Source organism: Micromonospora sp. NPDC049529 (genome assembly GCF_055586685.1).
The window spans coordinates 192,767-208,193 of record NZ_JBVJHT010000008.1 but is presented as its reverse complement, the minus strand read 5'-3'; the positions used below and the strand labels follow the sequence as shown (position 1 = coordinate 208,193).

Annotated in this window: 8 protein-coding genes; 2 read left to right on the top strand and 6 right to left on the bottom strand. The window is 70.9% G+C overall.

From position 1 onward, the window contains the following. Positions 1–21: 21 nt before the first annotated feature. Positions 22–1,239 carry a DegT/DnrJ/EryC1/StrS family aminotransferase gene (locus ACZ6QQ_RS16115; RefSeq protein WP_465877020.1) on the bottom strand — a complete coding sequence of 406 codons (1,218 nt, stop codon included), beginning with the start codon at positions 1,237–1,239 and terminating at the stop codon, positions 22–24. A 349-nt stretch (positions 1,240–1,588) separates the two neighbouring features. Here ACZ6QQ_RS16115 and ACZ6QQ_RS16110 point away from each other — a divergent pair, with 349 nt between their 5' ends. Together ACZ6QQ_RS16110 and ACZ6QQ_RS16105 are read left to right on the top strand one after the other, a co-directional pair. Further along, positions 1,589–2,746 carry an NAD(P)/FAD-dependent oxidoreductase gene (locus tag ACZ6QQ_RS16110; RefSeq protein ID WP_465877018.1) on the top strand — a complete coding sequence of 386 codons (1,158 nt, stop codon included), beginning with the start codon at positions 1,589–1,591 and terminating at the stop codon, positions 2,744–2,746. Further along, positions 2,743–3,786: an ornithine cyclodeaminase family protein gene (locus ACZ6QQ_RS16105; protein ID WP_465877017.1), complete on the top strand. Its 1,044-nt coding sequence runs from the start codon at positions 2,743–2,745 to the stop codon at positions 3,784–3,786. The genes ACZ6QQ_RS16110 and ACZ6QQ_RS16105 overlap by 4 nt, the downstream gene beginning before the upstream one ends. Before the next feature lie 106 nt (positions 3,787–3,892). Here the strand turns inward: ACZ6QQ_RS16105 and ACZ6QQ_RS16100 are convergent, their stop codons facing one another. From ACZ6QQ_RS16100 to ACZ6QQ_RS16080, 5 genes are read right to left on the bottom strand one after another with little or no spacing between them, the layout of a single operon-like run. Further along, the gene (locus ACZ6QQ_RS16100; protein WP_465877015.1) at positions 3,893–8,770 is read right to left on the bottom strand and encodes an SDR family oxidoreductase; all 4,878 of its coding nucleotides are present in this window, start codon (positions 8,768–8,770) and stop codon (positions 3,893–3,895) included. Continuing rightward, positions 8,767–9,114 (bottom strand): acyl carrier protein, encoded by a 348-nt coding sequence (locus ACZ6QQ_RS16095; RefSeq protein WP_465877013.1) that lies wholly within the window; start codon positions 9,112–9,114, stop codon positions 8,767–8,769. Before ACZ6QQ_RS16095 ends, ACZ6QQ_RS16100 begins: the two co-directional genes overlap by 4 nt. Further along, positions 9,111–9,920: a thioesterase II family protein gene (locus ACZ6QQ_RS16090; protein WP_465877012.1), complete on the bottom strand. Its 810-nt coding sequence runs from the start codon at positions 9,918–9,920 to the stop codon at positions 9,111–9,113. The genes ACZ6QQ_RS16095 and ACZ6QQ_RS16090 overlap by 4 nt, the downstream gene beginning before the upstream one ends. After that, positions 9,907–13,170, bottom strand: a complete 3,264-nt coding sequence (locus ACZ6QQ_RS16085) for a non-ribosomal peptide synthetase (protein ID WP_465877010.1) — start codon at positions 13,168–13,170, stop codon at positions 9,907–9,909. The genes ACZ6QQ_RS16090 and ACZ6QQ_RS16085 overlap by 14 nt, the downstream gene beginning before the upstream one ends. Then, positions 13,088–15,427, bottom strand: a complete 2,340-nt coding sequence (locus tag ACZ6QQ_RS16080) for a lantibiotic dehydratase (RefSeq protein WP_465877009.1) — start codon at positions 15,425–15,427, stop codon at positions 13,088–13,090. Before ACZ6QQ_RS16080 ends, ACZ6QQ_RS16085 begins: the two co-directional genes overlap by 83 nt.

The following is a 15,427-nucleotide window of genomic DNA, read 5'->3' as shown; positions in this document are numbered from 1 at the left end:
TCGGGGTGTGCTTTCTGCGGTCTAGGCGGCCGGTGCCGCTAGTGTGCGGTCGATGGCGTCGCAGACAAGTGCAACGTCCGCATCGGTCATGGCGGGATAGCAGGGGAGGTTGACCTGCGACCCGAACCACAACCGCTCCGCCACCGGGCAGTCGCCAAGGCGGCTACCGCGGGCCCGCCACTCGGGCAGAAGGTGGAGCGGGAAATACCGCAGCCACATCTCCACGCCGGAATCCTGCACGGCGTTCACGAGGGCGTCCCGGTCGACGCCGAGGTCGGGCTCCACGAAGCAGGTGTAGAAATGGGACGAGAGGACGACGTCGTCCGGCACGGTCTGGGTCCGGATGCCCGAGATGGTGGCGAGGTGCGCGTCGTATCGCGCGGTGATCTCGCGTCGCCGCGCGAGAAGCTGCGGGAGGCGGGCGAGCTGCGCCAGACCGACGGCGGCGGCCGGCTCGCTCATCGTCGCGTTGGTGCCGCAGTGCGAGATCCGTACGCAGTCGTGGGTGTGCGCCAGGCCTGGATAGAGCGCCTGGGGTACCTCCGGGATGCCGCTCACGGCCGGCACGAACGTACCGTCGCAGCCGTTGTCCCGGATGCGCCCGACCCGTTCGGCCCAGTCGGCGCGCGAAAACGTGATCAGCCCGCCCTCACCCAAGGTGGAGATGATCTTCGAGGACTGAAAACTAAAGCAGCCGATGTCCGCCAACGCGCCCGGCCGCCGATTGCCCAACTCCGTCCCCAACGCGTGCGCGCAGTCCTCGATCACGAGTAGCCCATGCGCGCGGGCAAGCTGCATAATCTCATCCATCGGCGCGGGAAAGCCGCCGTAGTGGACGACGATGATCGCTCTGGTGCGTGGGGTCAGCAGCCGGCGCAGGTGTGCGACCTCCAGGTTTAGCGAATTGGAGTCGATGTCGCAGAACCGTACTCGGGCCTCGGTGCCGAGCAAGGCCTGCACGGTGGCCTGGTACGTCTGCGGGGTGGTGATCACCTCGTCGCCCGGCTGGAGGTCGAGCAGGGCCGTCGCGATGGCGAGCGCGACGGTGCCGCTGGTGGTAGTCATCGCGTACGGCACACCGAGCCACTCCGCGAGGGTGGCTTCGAACCGCTCGCGCCAGCGGCCGTGCGACAAGCCCGTCCCGGAGTTCAGCACCTCGGCGACCGCCGCGATCTCCGGCTCGCCCATCAGCGTCCCGAGCGCCGCTCGGGGAAATGATCGGGTGGCCTGCCGTGTCATGCGGCTCGCTCCTGCGGGAGCCGCAGGGCGTTGTGCGGTCGCCGACGGGTGTCCGCCGCGCCGGCACCGATCCACCACCGTGCTTTTCGACATTGCATGCCTACCCCCGTTCCCTACGACACCGATAGCTGCGAGCCCGGCCGCGTCCAAGGTAGATCGGGCGGCCGAGGCTCGGCGACAGCCCCGTTTACGGGACTTCTCAGCGGTCGGTGGCCATGTGGTGTGATCGGCGGTACCAGATCGCTACTACCGGGTCGTTCCACGCCGCCGGGCGCGGCCGGCCCAGCTCAGGGAGCCGCCGACGAACGCGGCGGATCCGGCGAGAGCCCGCGCAGCGAGGAGGACCGTCATGGTGGATCGATTGCGCTGCGATCTCATGGTGATCGGCGGTGGACCCGTCGGCCTCGCCGCAGCCGTCGCCGCCGCAGAGCGCGGTCTGTCAACGGTGGTCTTCGAGGGCCACGACTTCCTTGGCGACCACGGTAGTTCAAGCGGCACTGAACGCCAGTGGCGCCACCAGTACGTGGAACCCGACATCGCGGCGCTGACCCTGGTGGCCCGCCGTGCCTGGCGCCGGCTTGAGCAGCGGGTCGGCCGCACACTCGTCCACGAGACCGGCAGCCTGTGGTTCGGCGACCCGCACCTGAGCAATTCCGAGGGCCAGATTGCGGCGGCAGCCGAGGTGCTGGACGAGTTGGACCTGCCGTACGACCCGGTGGACGCCGCCGCCCTGGCCAGCCGATTCGGAATCGCCGGATTGCCCGACTACTACCACGGCATCTACCAGCCGAACGGCGGTCTCATCGACGTCGTCGGCACCCGGCGGGGCCTGCACACGCTCGCGGCGGGGGCCGGCTGCGTGCTACGCCCCGGTGAGCAGGTGCGCGAGCTGGAACTCGACGGCACGGGCGCGCGCGTGCGCACCGACGTACGCGAGATGCGGGCCGGTCACCTGGTTGTCGCCGCTGGCGCCGGGACCGCCGATCTGCTGCGACCGCTCGGTCTCTCCGTCGACCTCACCTCGTTCACGCTGACCAGCACGTACTTCCGCATGCGGGAGCATCGTGACTACCCCACCTGGTTCGCCTTCCGGCCGCCGACTGTTGACGACGACAGCCTCTATTACGGCTTCGGCCGAGCACCGTGGAGCGACGACGACGTCGTGCAGGTGTCCCGGTACACCGAGGGAGCAGCCCTCCACCCGACAGTGACCACCGACGAGACGCTGCCGGTCGTGGATTGGGTAAGCAGGCACCTGCCGGACCTGGTGCCCGAGGTGGTCGGTACCGGCACCTGCCGGGCCGTGCTGCCGACCGATCCACGGCGTCAGTTCTATCTGGGCAGCGCTGTGGGCGCCGTCCCGCACGGTGAACGCCTAGTCGTCTGCGCGGGCGGCTGGGGGTTCAAGTTCGTCCCCGTCTTCGGCACCGCCTGCGTGGAGCTGGCACTGGACGGACACAGCGATCTTGCGCTGCCCCGATTCGCCCTCGACGCCGTCCCGGCATGACATCGGCGAGCTCCGGCCGGGGCCGCCGCCCGATCCGTCCCGTTACCCCTCGAAGTGGAGCATCGGTGCAGACTCTGAAGGTGATCAGTGGCCGCCTCGTCCGCGAGTTAGTGACCCTCGACGACCTCCTCGAGCCCATGCGCGTAACCCTGAGCCGGCTCACTGCCGGTGCCGTCTTCCAACATCCTCGGGTAACCGTGGAACCGAACCAGGGCGACTACCTCCTGCTGATGCCTGCCGGCACCGCCGAGCTGACCGGTCTCAAGCTTCTGACCATGTACCCCGGTGGCGCGGCGCAGGGCCTGCCCAGCGTGCAGGGATTGGTAATCCTGCTGGATTCCAACACCGGGCAGCCGCTGGCCGTACTCGACGGCACTGTGATCACGGAACTGCGTACGGCCGCCGTGTCGGCGGTGTGCACGGACGTGCTGGCCCGACCGGACGCCACCGCGTTGGCAATCATCGGTGCCGGGGTACAGGCCGCTGTCCATCTGCGTGCGCTCGCGAAGGTCCGGCCGTGGCGCCGGATCCGGATCTACAGCCGGACCGCCGCCCGGGCGGAAGGACTCGCCGCCGTAGCCCGAGCCGAGGGCTTGGACGTGACCGTCGTCGCCTCGGCCACCGAGGCGGTGACCGGCGCGGATGTCATCTGCACGGCTACTTCCGGCTCTACTCCGGTCGTCGCGGCCGAGGACATCGCCGCAGGCACACACATCACCGCCGTGGGAGCATTCGGCGCGTCCTGCCGGGAACTGCCCTCAGCGCTTGTCGCCCGAGCCACGCTCTTCGCCGACAGCCGTGCGGCGGTACTGGCCGAAGCCGGCGACGTGCTGATACCGATGTCGGAGGGTCTCGTCGACGCCGACACCGTCACGGAGATCGGCAGTGTGCTCGGTGGGCAGCATCCCGGTCGGACGAGCGTCGAGGAGACGACCGTCTTCAAGTCCCTCGGCCTGCCCATCGAGGACGTCGTGGCCTGCGGGATCGTCTATGCCCGTGCGGTCGCTGCGGGGCTCGGCGAGGACGTGTGCATCGGTTGACCGAGTGCCATGGGCCTCGGTCGGCCCCGTTTCGGCGGTGACCGTACCGCCGAAACAGGCTCTCGTGACGGCGACCCTCTGCGCCCGGCTGCGCGGGGTCCATGCCTCAGTCCGGCGCCGAGCCCTCCGAGTCGATCCACTCCGCCAGCTCCGCTGGAGTGGGGTGGTCGAAGATCGCGCCGACGCCGAGTTCGACACCCATGACATCGCGCAGCCGTCCGGTGAGTGCCACGGCGCCCAGCGAGTCGCCTCCCCAGTCGAAGAAGTCGCTGTCCGGTCCGACGTCTGAACGGCCCAGCACCGCGCTCCAGATCCCGAGCAGCGCCTCGAGTAACTCCACGCCACGTTTTGCCGGGGTGACGCTGGCTGCCGAGCCGCCCACGGACGGCGTGGGCCGTACCAGCTTTGCCGCGGCGGCAACCGGGCGGCCTCCGACGTGGGGGGCGACGGCCACCTGCGACTGCACCCGACTGCGCAGCAGTACGAAGAGCAGGTTGATCCCCTGCTCCGATGTCAGCCCACGCACAGGGTCGTGTTCCGCCCGGCGACCGCTCAGGAAGTCGCCGATCGCGGTACGTCGCATCCGCAGTCCGTGAAGCTCGGCGAGCACCCCGCCTGCCGGGTCGGCCAGCGTGACGTCGACGGTCAATGCCGACTCGGATCGGTCGCGGACCCGGAGGTGGCTGTAGAGGTGCGCCGGCAGACTGCGGTGCCAGGTGAGCCGCTCGTAGGTGAACGGGGCGAAGAACCCGTCCCCGGCAGGGCCGCCGAGGAAGCCGGTGGCGGTGTCGAGCAGTCCCGGATGCACGGCGTGCGCGGACGTCTCGGCCCCCAGAGCCGGCCCGAGCTGCAGTTCGAGAAACGCCTCTTCCGGCGACCGCCAGTAGCGGTTCACGCTGCGCCAGCGTGGTCCGAACGCCATCGTCGAGTGCCCCTGCGGCCGTGGTGCCGACGCCTCGACCAGTCGGTCGTGCAGCCCTTGCAGGGACGTTTGAGTCCCTCCGGACGGGCCGGTGCCGACGAGGCAGGTCATGTGTTGCTGCCACGGTTCGGCTGCGGACGGCTGCCGCGACAGCACCCGGGTGTCCCACGCTCCGTCGCCCCGGCGGTGTAGCTGGACGCGGACGCGCAATGGCTCGGTACCGGCGATCGGACGATAGAAGACCACGTTCCGTAGCTCCACCGGCGCCGAGGCACCGGGGATCCTGGCCAGGTAAGCCTTGATCACCATGTCGACCAGACCGGTGCCGGGCAACACCGGTACGCCGCCGATGCGGTGCTCGTCCATCGCCCAGCATGTCGCCGCCGCCAGCGTCGTTTCGTCGACGACGACGTCGCGGTCGGCATGCTCGCCGGCACCGACCGCCCCCATCCGGGCGGCGACTTCGTGCACCTCGTTTCCGGCCGCCATGCCGACCTCGGCCCAGGCGGGCCAGTTGACGGTGAGCCAGCCCGGGGTTCCGGCCGCGACGGCGTCGAGGTACGCGTTCGCCGCCGCGTAGTCGGCACCGCCCACCATCCCGGACAACGCGGCCTGGCTGGAAAAACACACGACGAAGTCAACCGGTGGCCGCCCGCGCAGACCCCGGCGCAGTGCAAGCGTGCCAGCCACCTTCGGCCGCAGCACACATGCCATGTCCGCACGGTCGAGCGTCTGGACCATCGCCCGGCCAGGCACGCCGGCCAGATGGAAGACACCGTCGATCGGGCCGAAATGTTCAATAATCTGGTCCAGCGCCCCATTGAGCTGTATCTCGTCGGCCACGTCACATGCGAGCACCTGGACCCGGGCGCCCGCCGCCGCCAGCTTGTCAGCCAGCGCGGCCACCCGGTCGGCGTCTGACCAGACGTCCCGGGAGAGCAGTGCCAGCCGGGGCCGGCAACCGGTGTTCGCCAGGGCGAGGGCCAGCTTGGACCCGATACCCCCCAGGCCTCCGGTGAGGACGTAGACGCCCTGCTCCTTCACTGGTGCCGAGGTCGTCGCCTGTGGACGGAACGGGCGCTCGGTTCGTGTCCAGCGTCGCGGCCCACGTAACGCGACGATCGGCTCCGCCCAACCCTGGCGCAGCTCGTCGACGAGCATTTCGTCGCCGGCTCCCGCACGCAGGTCCACAAGGCGGCATCGTTGACGCGGCGACTCGAGCGCGAAGGAGCGCAACATCGCCACGAGCGCCGCCCGGGCCGGGGACACCGGCTCGCTGCCGGACACGTCGACGGCGCCGTCGGTGAGCACCAGCACCGCCGGCAGCCGCCCGCCGACGGTGTCCCGGGCGGCTCGTTGGACCAGTTCGAGCAGCGCGTACACGCCCAGGTCGAGCTGGATCCCGACCTCCGGCTCCGGCTCGACCACCGGACCGGCGGCCCAGGCGTGGACGACGACCGCAGGTGACCGCCCGCTGGCGCGCAGGGTGGCCAGGACCGCCGCCAGGTCGGTACCGAGATCAACGGGGCGCAGCATGCAGCGGTCGTCGGCGACCGGGGTGTACACCGTGCTTGGGCGCGCCGCCACCACACGCAGGCCAATGCTGTGCAGAGCCGCCAGGGTGCGCTCCGCGACCACGTCGTCGGCCGGCACCAGGGCGAGGCACCAGGCACCCTCGGGTACATCGGTGCCGGCCGGCTCGGCCCTGTCCGTCTGCTTCCACGCCGAAGTGTGCAGCGGCTCCGGCGTCGAGGGCTGCTCCGCCCCGGCACCGCCGACGTCCGGCGCGGGTACCCTCCTAGCCGGCACACCAGGGAGCCGCCCGGCGTCGGGTTCCACCAGGTCGACCCAGTACCGTTTCCGCTGCCAGGGATAGCGGGGAACCGGTACCCGCTGGATCGACTCGTCACGGTACAGCCGGTTCCACCGCACCGGTTGCCCTGCCGTCCAGAGCGAGGCGACTGCGGTGAGCAGTGCCTGCTCGTCCTCGTCGGCCGTTGACCCGACGGGCGCCAGCAGGCTGATCCCGCGGTCGACGGCCGTATCCGGCGGTCCCATCGTGACAACCGCGTCGACCATGGCCTCGCCGACCGTCTGCAGTATCGGCATCCGGACATCAAGAAGACGACCGGGATCGACCCGCTCGCCCGCTGCCACCAGCCGGCTGGCCTCGTCCAGCGAAACCGCGCCGGCCACGAGGGCTGCGGTCACCTCGCCCACACCATCGGCGACCAGGCTGACGGGCTGCACGGCCCAGTCGAGGAGTTGCTCGGCCAGCGCGTACTGGACAGCGAACAGCAGAGCTGGGGACGGCGCCGCCGGCCGGTCGCCCAACCACTCGTGGTAGAGGTCGAGCCCACAGCGGGCCAATGCGTCCAGACAAACGTCCATCGTCTCGGTGAAGATCCGCTGTCGGCCGTAGAGTCCGGCGGCCAGCCCGGCCCCCGCGCCGACAGCGGCTGGGAAGGCGAACGCCAGCCGTGGTGCCTCTCCGGTCGCCGTCCCCGCGAGGTGGCGGCCCCGGGCGAGCAGGCTCGCTGCCTCTGCGGCGCTCCGGCAGACGAGGGCGCCGCGCGCGGGATGCTCCCTCCGCCCTCGCTGCAACGTCGTCACCGCGTCGGCGAACGTGTCGGCGGGGGCGGCCTCGAAGTGATCAGCGAGCGAGGCCCGGTAGTCCGCCTGGGCTTGGGCGTCCCGCCCGGACCACACCACGATCCGGGCCCGACCCCGAGACGGTGTCGGCGGCACGGCCGGCCCCTCCTCGATGACCAGGTGAGTGTTGGTGCCGCCCACGCCCAGCGAGCTGACGCCGGCCCGGCGAACAGCGCCGGGCCGGCGGGGCCATGGCAGAACGGTAGTGTTCACCCGGAACGGGGTCTGCCCCAGCATCAGCCGCGGATTGAGTGCCCCGAGGTTGGTCGTGGGCGGCAACTCCTCGTGTGCCAAGGCCTGGAGCACCTTGATCAACCCCGCCATGCCCGACGCGGCCACGGTGTGCCCGATGTTGGACTTGACCGAGCCGACCGGGATGGCGCCGGCGGGCAGCTCACCGCCGGCGAGTTCGCGGTAGGCGGTGGCCAGCGCGAGCACCTCGATCGGGTCGCCGAGCGCAGTGCCAGTGGCGTGCATCTCGACGAACGACATGTCCTGCGGACGCAGCCCCGCGAGGCGCAGGGCGTCGACCACCGCGCGCGTCTGGCCGGAGACACTCGGTGCGCTGAAGCTGACCTTGTCGGACCCGTCGTTGTTGATGCCGACACCCCGGATGACCCCCCGAACGGTGTCGCCGTCGACCACCGCGTCGCTGAGCCGCTTGAGTAGGACCGCTCCCACGCCGTTGGTGAAGACGGTCCCCGCGCCCAGCGCATCGAACGGGCGGCAGTGACCGTCCGGTGAGCGTACGTCGCCCGGACTCCATCGATAGCCCGTGCCGTACGGCAGGTCCACGTTAGCCGCGCCGGCGACGGCGGCGTCACACTCGCCCAGTTGCAGCGACTGGCACGCGAGGTGTATGGCGGCCAACGAACTCGAGCATGCGGTGAGCACGGACATGCTCGGGCCACGGAAGTCGAACTTGTAGGACAGGAGCGTCGCGAGGGAGTCGACGGCATTGAAAACCAGTGTGCCGAAATCCAACCCGCCGACGTACTGCGGATCAGATCGCAGATGCACCGACTCGTACCGGCTCGGTCCCGACGCGGCGAACACCGCCACGTCCTGGCCGATGCCGACCGTAGAGTACCCAGCATCCTCTATGGCCTCGTGGGCCGTTTCAAGCAGCAGCTTCAACTGGGGGTCACAGACCCGTGCCTCGCGTGGACTCATCCCGAAGTACTCGGCGTCAAAGCGGTCGACGTCCGGAATCAGCCCGGCCGCCCGCACGTACGCCGGGTCGGCGATCCGGTGCGGAGACTCCCCGGCTGCCCGCAACTCCGCCTCGGTCAGCTCGGTGATGCAGTCGCGGCCGGCGCGCAGGTTCCGCCAGAATTCCGACACGTTCGCGGCGCCCGGAAACCGGGCCGCCATGCCGACCACGGCGATCGGTTCAAACAGCTCGGTCACGTCTCCACCTCTCCATCCCGGTTCCGTAGCTGCCGTCGCGTCGCGACGCGCAGCCGGGACCGGACCACCTCTGGCCGGCCCCATGGGCCGTCGGTCGTCGGAATGTCCGCGTCGCTGGCCAGGTGCAGTCGCAGGGCGCGCAGATTGGGTCGGGCAAACAGCATGGTGATCGGGAATGGACGCGCCACCAACTCGCTCAGCCGGGCGTGCACCTGCACCAGGCTGTCCGAGTTCAGGCCGGCCTCGAAAAAGTTCTCGTGCGGTCCGATCTGACGTCCCAGCATCTCGGTGATGACCTCGGCGAGGCGCGCCACGACGACGTCGCTCTCCTCCTGCGCGCTCACCGGGCCACCGGGCGCTCCGGCGCAGCAATCGCGGTCCCTGCCGATCCCACAGCGGGAGCTGGCACGTCGGTGCCGTTCTCCGTTGTCATTGCCGTCGACAGGTACGCGGCCAGCTCCGTCTCGGCCTCGCTGAGCAGCCAGTGGCCGCCCGGCAGCGCCACCGTCCGCAGCGGCAGCGTGGACCGGCGCCGCCAGCCGAGCAGTGCACCGCGACTGACCGAGTCGTCCTCGCTGCCGTGCAGCACGTGCAGCTGCACGGGGAGCACACCGGTTTCGTCGACGTACTGGGCGTAGAGCGCGAAGTCGGCGCGCAGGGCGGGGAGGAGGACTGCGCGCAGCTCATCGTGCGCCAGCAGGTCCGGGGAGAGCCCACCGAAGTCGCGGATGGCCTGCCAGAGCTGGTCGTCGGGGAAGCGGTGCAGCCGGCGGGGGATCAGCGCCACGTCGGGGGCGGCCTGAGCACCGACGAAGAGTTGGCACGGGGCGGTCCGACACGCGACGAGGTAAGCCAGGAGCGCCCCGCCGCAGTAGCCGAACAGCCCGTACGGCTTGTCGTCGTGGGCGTGCAGCCAGGTCGCCAGGTCGTCAACGAGCGACGCCAGGTCGGTACACGGCGGTTCGGCGTGCCTCACCTGGCGGCCGGGCAGGTTCAGGCTCCAGACCTCCACCTCTGGGGAGACCGCCTCGCCGAGTCCGGTGCCGGCCGCGGGCCCGGCACCCGCGTGTGGGAACACGAACAGCCTGGAGTGGGCATCGGGCCGCTCGGTGAGGCACACGAACCACTGCACGGCGTCATCGCCCGTCATGACCGGCTCCATGGGTAACGAGGTGGCAGGCGAGCGCCGAAGCCGTGGGATGGTCGAACACCGCCCGTACCGCCACCTCCTGGCCGGTCAGCGCGGCGACCTCGGTGGCGAGCCGGGCGGCCAGCAGCGAGTGTCCACCATGGAGGAAAAAGTTGTCGTCCGGGCCCAGGTCCGGGGCGCCGATGAACTGGCGCCACAGCTCGACCAATCGACCGGTGAGAGCCGGATCGGCGGCGGGTGCGGCAGCGTCCGGCCTAACCGGTTTCGGCGCCACCGGCATCGCCTGACTCAGCGCGGCGTAGTCGCGCTTGCCGTTCGGGGTGACCGGCAACTCCACCATGACGGTGATCGCCGACGGCAACGCACCGGTCGGCAGGGACAGCCGAAGGTGCTGCCACAGCCGCTCCGGAAGCTCGGCCTCCGGCACCACGCCGGGGACCGGCCGTACGAACGCCCGAAGCAGGCCGTCCCGCTGCGGATCTCCGACGATGACCGCAGCGGCGTCGGCCACGCCCGCGTGCTCCCGCAGGACCGCCTCCACCTCGCCGAGTTCGATCCGCTGGCCGCGCAGCTTGACCTGGCGGTCCAGGCGTCCGAGACAGTCCAGTGTGCCGTCGGGACGCCAGCGCGCGAGGTCCCCGGTGCGGTAGTAGCGGCCGTGGATCGGGTGCCTACCGAAACGGCCCGTGGTCAGCTCCGGAAGCCTCGGGTAGCCGACGGTCACACCGGTCCCGGCGATGCACAGTTCCCCGACCAGGCCGCAGCCGAGTTCCTCGCCGTACTTGCCGGTCACGAAGACCGTCGTGTTGGCGATTGGCTGGCCGATCGGCACCGACTCCTCGTCCACCTCGGTGAGTTCCGCCACGGTCGACCAGATCGTCGTCTCCGTGGGCCCGTACGCGTTGAACAGCCGGCATCCGAGTCGGAGCAGATCACGGGCGAGGTCGACCGGCAGCGGCTCGCCACCGCAGATGACGGTACGGCCCCGCAGACGCTGTCCGACCTGGGCGGCCGCCAGTCGCCAGTAGGTCGGCGTACCCTGAAGTAGCCGCACGTCCTCGCGGACGACCAGGTCGAGCAGGTCGTCGATCTCTCCAGCAGTCGGTGGTCCCGCCGCCACCACCCTCCCGCCGACGCAAAGCGGCAGGAAGATCTCCAGCAGCGCGATGTCGAAGGTGCTGGCCGTGGACCACAACGTCGACTCCCTTGCCGGACCGACCAGGTCGGCGAACGACATCAGCAGGTTCGCCAGGTTCCGGTGGCTCACCTGCACCGCCTTCGGTCGGCCGGAGGAGCCGGAGGTGTACATGAGATAGGCGGGATCGTCCGGTGCGGAACCGGCGGCCATATCCGGCACCGAAGGCACTGCCGACGAGCCGGTCGGCCCGTCGGCGGGCGCCGGTACCGCGAGGTCCGCCCAGCGCAGGATCGGGCACCCGGCCGCCCACGGCGCAGGCTCGTCGTCAGCCAGTAGGACGACCCGCGCGTCGGCGTCGGCGAGCTGGAACTCCAGGCGCTGCGGCGGGCCGGTCGGGTCGAGCGGCAGAAAGGCGGCTCCGGCCGCCCACACCCCGAGCATCGCCGCCACGGTACGGACGCCGTGCCCGAGTCCCAGCGCCACGATGGAGCCGGGGGCGATGTCGGCGACGCGCAACGCCACGGCGATGCGGTCGGCCGCAGCAATGATCTCGCCGTAGCGGTACGCGCCGTCCGCAGCGGTCACCGCAGGAGCCTGTGGGGTCTGCCGCGCTACCGCCCGGAAGAGTTCGTAGGCCGTCCGCTCCACCTGGACCGGCCCGTCGGACCACCCGGAGGCGGCGATCACGGCACGTTCCGCCCCGGTGGTCATCTCAAGCGTCGACACGGCCCGGTCCGGATCCGCCGCCGCAGCCTCCAGCAGCACGCACATCCGTGCCACCAGGGCGCGGACGTCCTCCTCACGGTGCACCTCGCTGCTGTAGTTGACTGCAAGCAGCGGCGGCCGGACGCCAGCCACCACCGTGAGGTCCAGGTCCACGCGGCTGGCGTCGCGGCGCAGATCGAGGAACTCCGGCCGCTCGCCGTTGATCTCTACGGCGGTCTCGTCCCACGGCCGGTAGTTGTACATGTGCCGAAAGATCGGGGTACGCCAATCGGTGGACTGGTGCCCGAGTTCGGTGAGGATCACCTCCACCGAGGCGCGCGAGTGCTCCATGCCGGCGAGGAACACGTCGCGTACCTGCCGCGTCAGCTCGCCGAACCCGTCGGCCGGCTCCACCCGCAGCCGCAGCGGCACCGTGCTCACGCCCAGCCCCACCGAGGACCGCTGCTCGCGGGTACGGGTGGTCATCGGCACCCCGATGACCATGTCCTCGGCGGCGCCGTGCCGCAGCAACGCCAGGTAGAACGCGCTGAGCAGCACGAGGTTCTCGGTGGTCCGCAGCCGGCGGCGCAGTTCGGCCACCGCTTCGACGGTCCGCTCCGGTGTCGGAATCATCAGGGTGTGCCCGGCGAACGTCGGTCGCACCGGCGGCGGGCCCGCCCATGGCAGCCGCATCCCCAGCGGGTCGAAGCCGTGCAGGTGATCGGCCCAGAAGCGCAGGTCCGTGCTGGACGGTGTGGGCTCAAGCACCTGGCCGCCGGTCTCGGGCAGCTCCGGCTGGCGACCGGCGGCGAACGCGTCGTACGCGGCGGCGAGTTCGGTGGTCAGCACGGCGAAGGATGCCGCGTCCGCGACAATGTGGTGCACGGTTACCGCGACGCCGGTACCACCGTCGGTCAGCGGAAACATCGTCAGCCGGTACGGCAGTTCGGTGGTGAGGTCGAACGGGCGCCGCGCGACCTGGCGGACCTGCTCCGCGAGTCCGTCCGGGGTGGCCGAGACCGCCTCGACCACGAGCTGGGCGTCCGCCGCCGCGACCACTTCCCGCACCGGTACACCGTTGTGCTCCGGAAACCGCGACCGCAGCGCCGGGTGCCGGGTCAGCAGGTGGTTGCCGGCTGCCTGCAACGGCCACCACCGCAGCACCTCCCTGGTACGAAAAGCGACCTGGAGGTGCGAGGTCGCCGACCCGGGCGCCAGTTGATCGAGGATCCAGAACGCATACTCCCGGCGAGTTATCGGACGGACCGCGTCCTCGGTCGTCGCTGGTGGGCCCGCGCCCACGGGGCCGGCGATCCGTGGTTCGTCAGGCACTCTCGCGGCCCCCACTTTCCTGATCTCGACGTTGGTGTCTGGTGCCGCCGGCCGGGCCGACCGCCCCACCGTCATCCGAGGTCCTCCACACCGCCCGGCCGGGCGCGCGGCGTACCGCCACCACGCGCAGCTCCGTGGTGTACCCACGTCCCTCCGGGTCGGTCAGCCAGAGCTGATCCGGGCCGGGCAGCATCTCCGTGACCGTCACCGTGTAAAACTCCCGCGCGGCGACGCGGACGAGCCGGGCCGCGTCGTCCAGCAGGGCCGGGGCGGCGAAGTCGACGTAGACGGGCTTCGGTTCACCCGGCGCGTGGACGAAGACGTGCCGTGGCATGCCCTGCCCCCGGGCCCACTCCCTGAACCTCTGGTACGTGTAGTCCGCCGGGCGGGACCGGGGAAGCGGCACCTCCGTGGCCGGGAAATGCCAGGTCCGACGGCAGACCACCAGGTCATCGAGGAGCACCCGTGGTGCGCCCGGGGTCGACGGACGCAACCGGAACATGTCGACGCAAAGCGCGGTCAGGAACTCGCCAAGGAACTCGGTGACCGGCGCCTGCCAGCCGTCCGCCTCGCCGATCAGCCCGTCCTCGGTCGCGACGATCCGTACCGCAGTCGCCGGCACCGACGGCGTCCCGTGCTCGTGCCCCGCGTCCGCGGCGTACGACCAGTACCGGAAGGCGCCGGGCGGATCGAGGGCCGGTGGCGGGTACGTACGGGAATTACTGGCCGCGCCGGCCGGCGGGTACAGCGGTACGATCCGGCCACCGACGAAGTCGGCCGCTGTGGCGGCGACCAGCTCGTCGCGGTCGTCCGACTGAGTGACGAACAGCCGGCTCTCCAGTGTGTTGAGCGCGACGTGCAACTCTCCGAGCACCCACTGGTGTCTGCCGCCATCGTCGCGGCAGAGGAGCAGGTCGGGAGTGTGGTGCCGCGCTGCCGCCCAGGGCGGGTCCCGCAGCGGGAACAGGGCCTCGACCAGCGGCCGAACGGCCGCGCAACCACGCTGCACAGGCGCGTCACCGTGGGTCGGGATGATCTCCGCCCAGCGCAGTTGGAAGTCCTCCGCGACCGCCGCCACGATGGCGTTGCCCGGCACCAGGACTTCGGTCGCCGCCGTCTGCAGGTCGGCCAGGGTCACGGTGTCCTGCCGGACGCGCAGCCGGTCGAACTGCGCGCGCACGTGTTGCTGGACCACCTCGGCCACCTCGGCGGCGAGCCAGTCCGCACTCCTCAGCAGCAGGGACAGCGGCGCCCGCAAGGCATCGGTGAGGGATGCCCCGACCCGCACGTCAAGGTCGCGCCGACAGTCGAGGTACACCGCGGTACGGCCCATGCCCCGCCGGGGCAACGCCCGCTTCGCGGAACCGCCGGCCTCTTCGATGGCGTCGGCCAGCCGCCGCATGGCATGTCGCAGACCGACCGGCTCGGTGGCGACGGCTGCCAGTCGCGAACGGGCCCTGTCCAACCGATCCAGGTGTCCGATCAACGTGGCCCGTACGATCCGGTCGGGAATGCGTTCCACCTGGGCCCGTAGCTGGCGCTCGGGATGCGCGTCGAACGGAATCTGGAACCCGATCTGGAGGATCCCGGCGGAGCACAGCCGCTCGGCGGCGGCGGTCACGGCGTCCTCGTCGAGCCGAGCCTCTCGGGCCACCTCAGCGATCAGCTCCCCGTGGGAACGGTCGTCGCCGGAGAACGCGAGCAACGCGGCGGCGGCGTCATCGAGGGGCAGCGGCGCACGGCGTGGACTGAGAAGGTAGTCCTCCCGTACCGCGCAGGCCGGGTGCAGTCGTACCGGCACGTGGGGGCGCACCGTGGGCAGCGCCGCCCAGCCGTCCGCCAGCTCACGAATCGCCCACGTCTCGAAGGACACGGTGCGAGCGCGCAGCCCGAGGCGGCCCTGCCAGCACAGCGGCTCGTCTCCGTCGCCGAACCGCCCCCAGGCCACCGGCCCGAAGAAGCCGATCGACTCGTTCTTGGTCGCGTACCGTTGGGCGTACCGGGCAATGACCCGTTCCCGCTCGTTGCGCCGGGTCATCCCGGGTGGCCCTCCCCCGCGGGCGGCCCGTGCCAACCGCGCCGCCCAGGTGTCGACGACCGACAGGTTCTGCCACGTCAGTGCCGCGAGGAATCGGTCGTCCGCGAGAGCCGACCAGACCGCCTCTCCGGTACGCGCCCGGGCCTTCTCCTCCAGCGCTGACGGGGACCACGCGTCGAGCAGCTCGGGTACCGCGAACGCCGCGACGAACTCGACCGGCAGGCCCGGACCGCGCACGGCGAACGTCCGCCACAGCGACCACCGGTCGTCGATCGGCACCAGGTGGTTGGTCAT

Coding starts and splice junctions, on each gene's coding strand:
- ACZ6QQ_RS16115 (WP_465877020.1), bottom strand. CDS start 1,239: ATGACACGGCAGGCCACCCGATCATTTCCCCGAGCGGCGCTCGGGACG.
- ACZ6QQ_RS16105 (WP_465877017.1), top strand. CDS start 2,743: ATGACATCGGCGAGCTCCGGCCGGGGCCGCCGCCCGATCCGTCCCGTT.
- ACZ6QQ_RS16085 (WP_465877010.1), bottom strand. CDS start 13,170: ATGACGGTGGGGCGGTCGGCCCGGCCGGCGGCACCAGACACCAACGTC.
- ACZ6QQ_RS16110 (WP_465877018.1), top strand. CDS start 1,589: ATGGTGGATCGATTGCGCTGCGATCTCATGGTGATCGGCGGTGGACCC.
- ACZ6QQ_RS16080 (WP_465877009.1), bottom strand. CDS start 15,427: ATGACCAACCACCTGGTGCCGATCGACGACCGGTGGTCGCTGTGGCGG.
- ACZ6QQ_RS16090 (WP_465877012.1), bottom strand. CDS start 9,920: ATGACGGGCGATGACGCCGTGCAGTGGTTCGTGTGCCTCACCGAGCGG.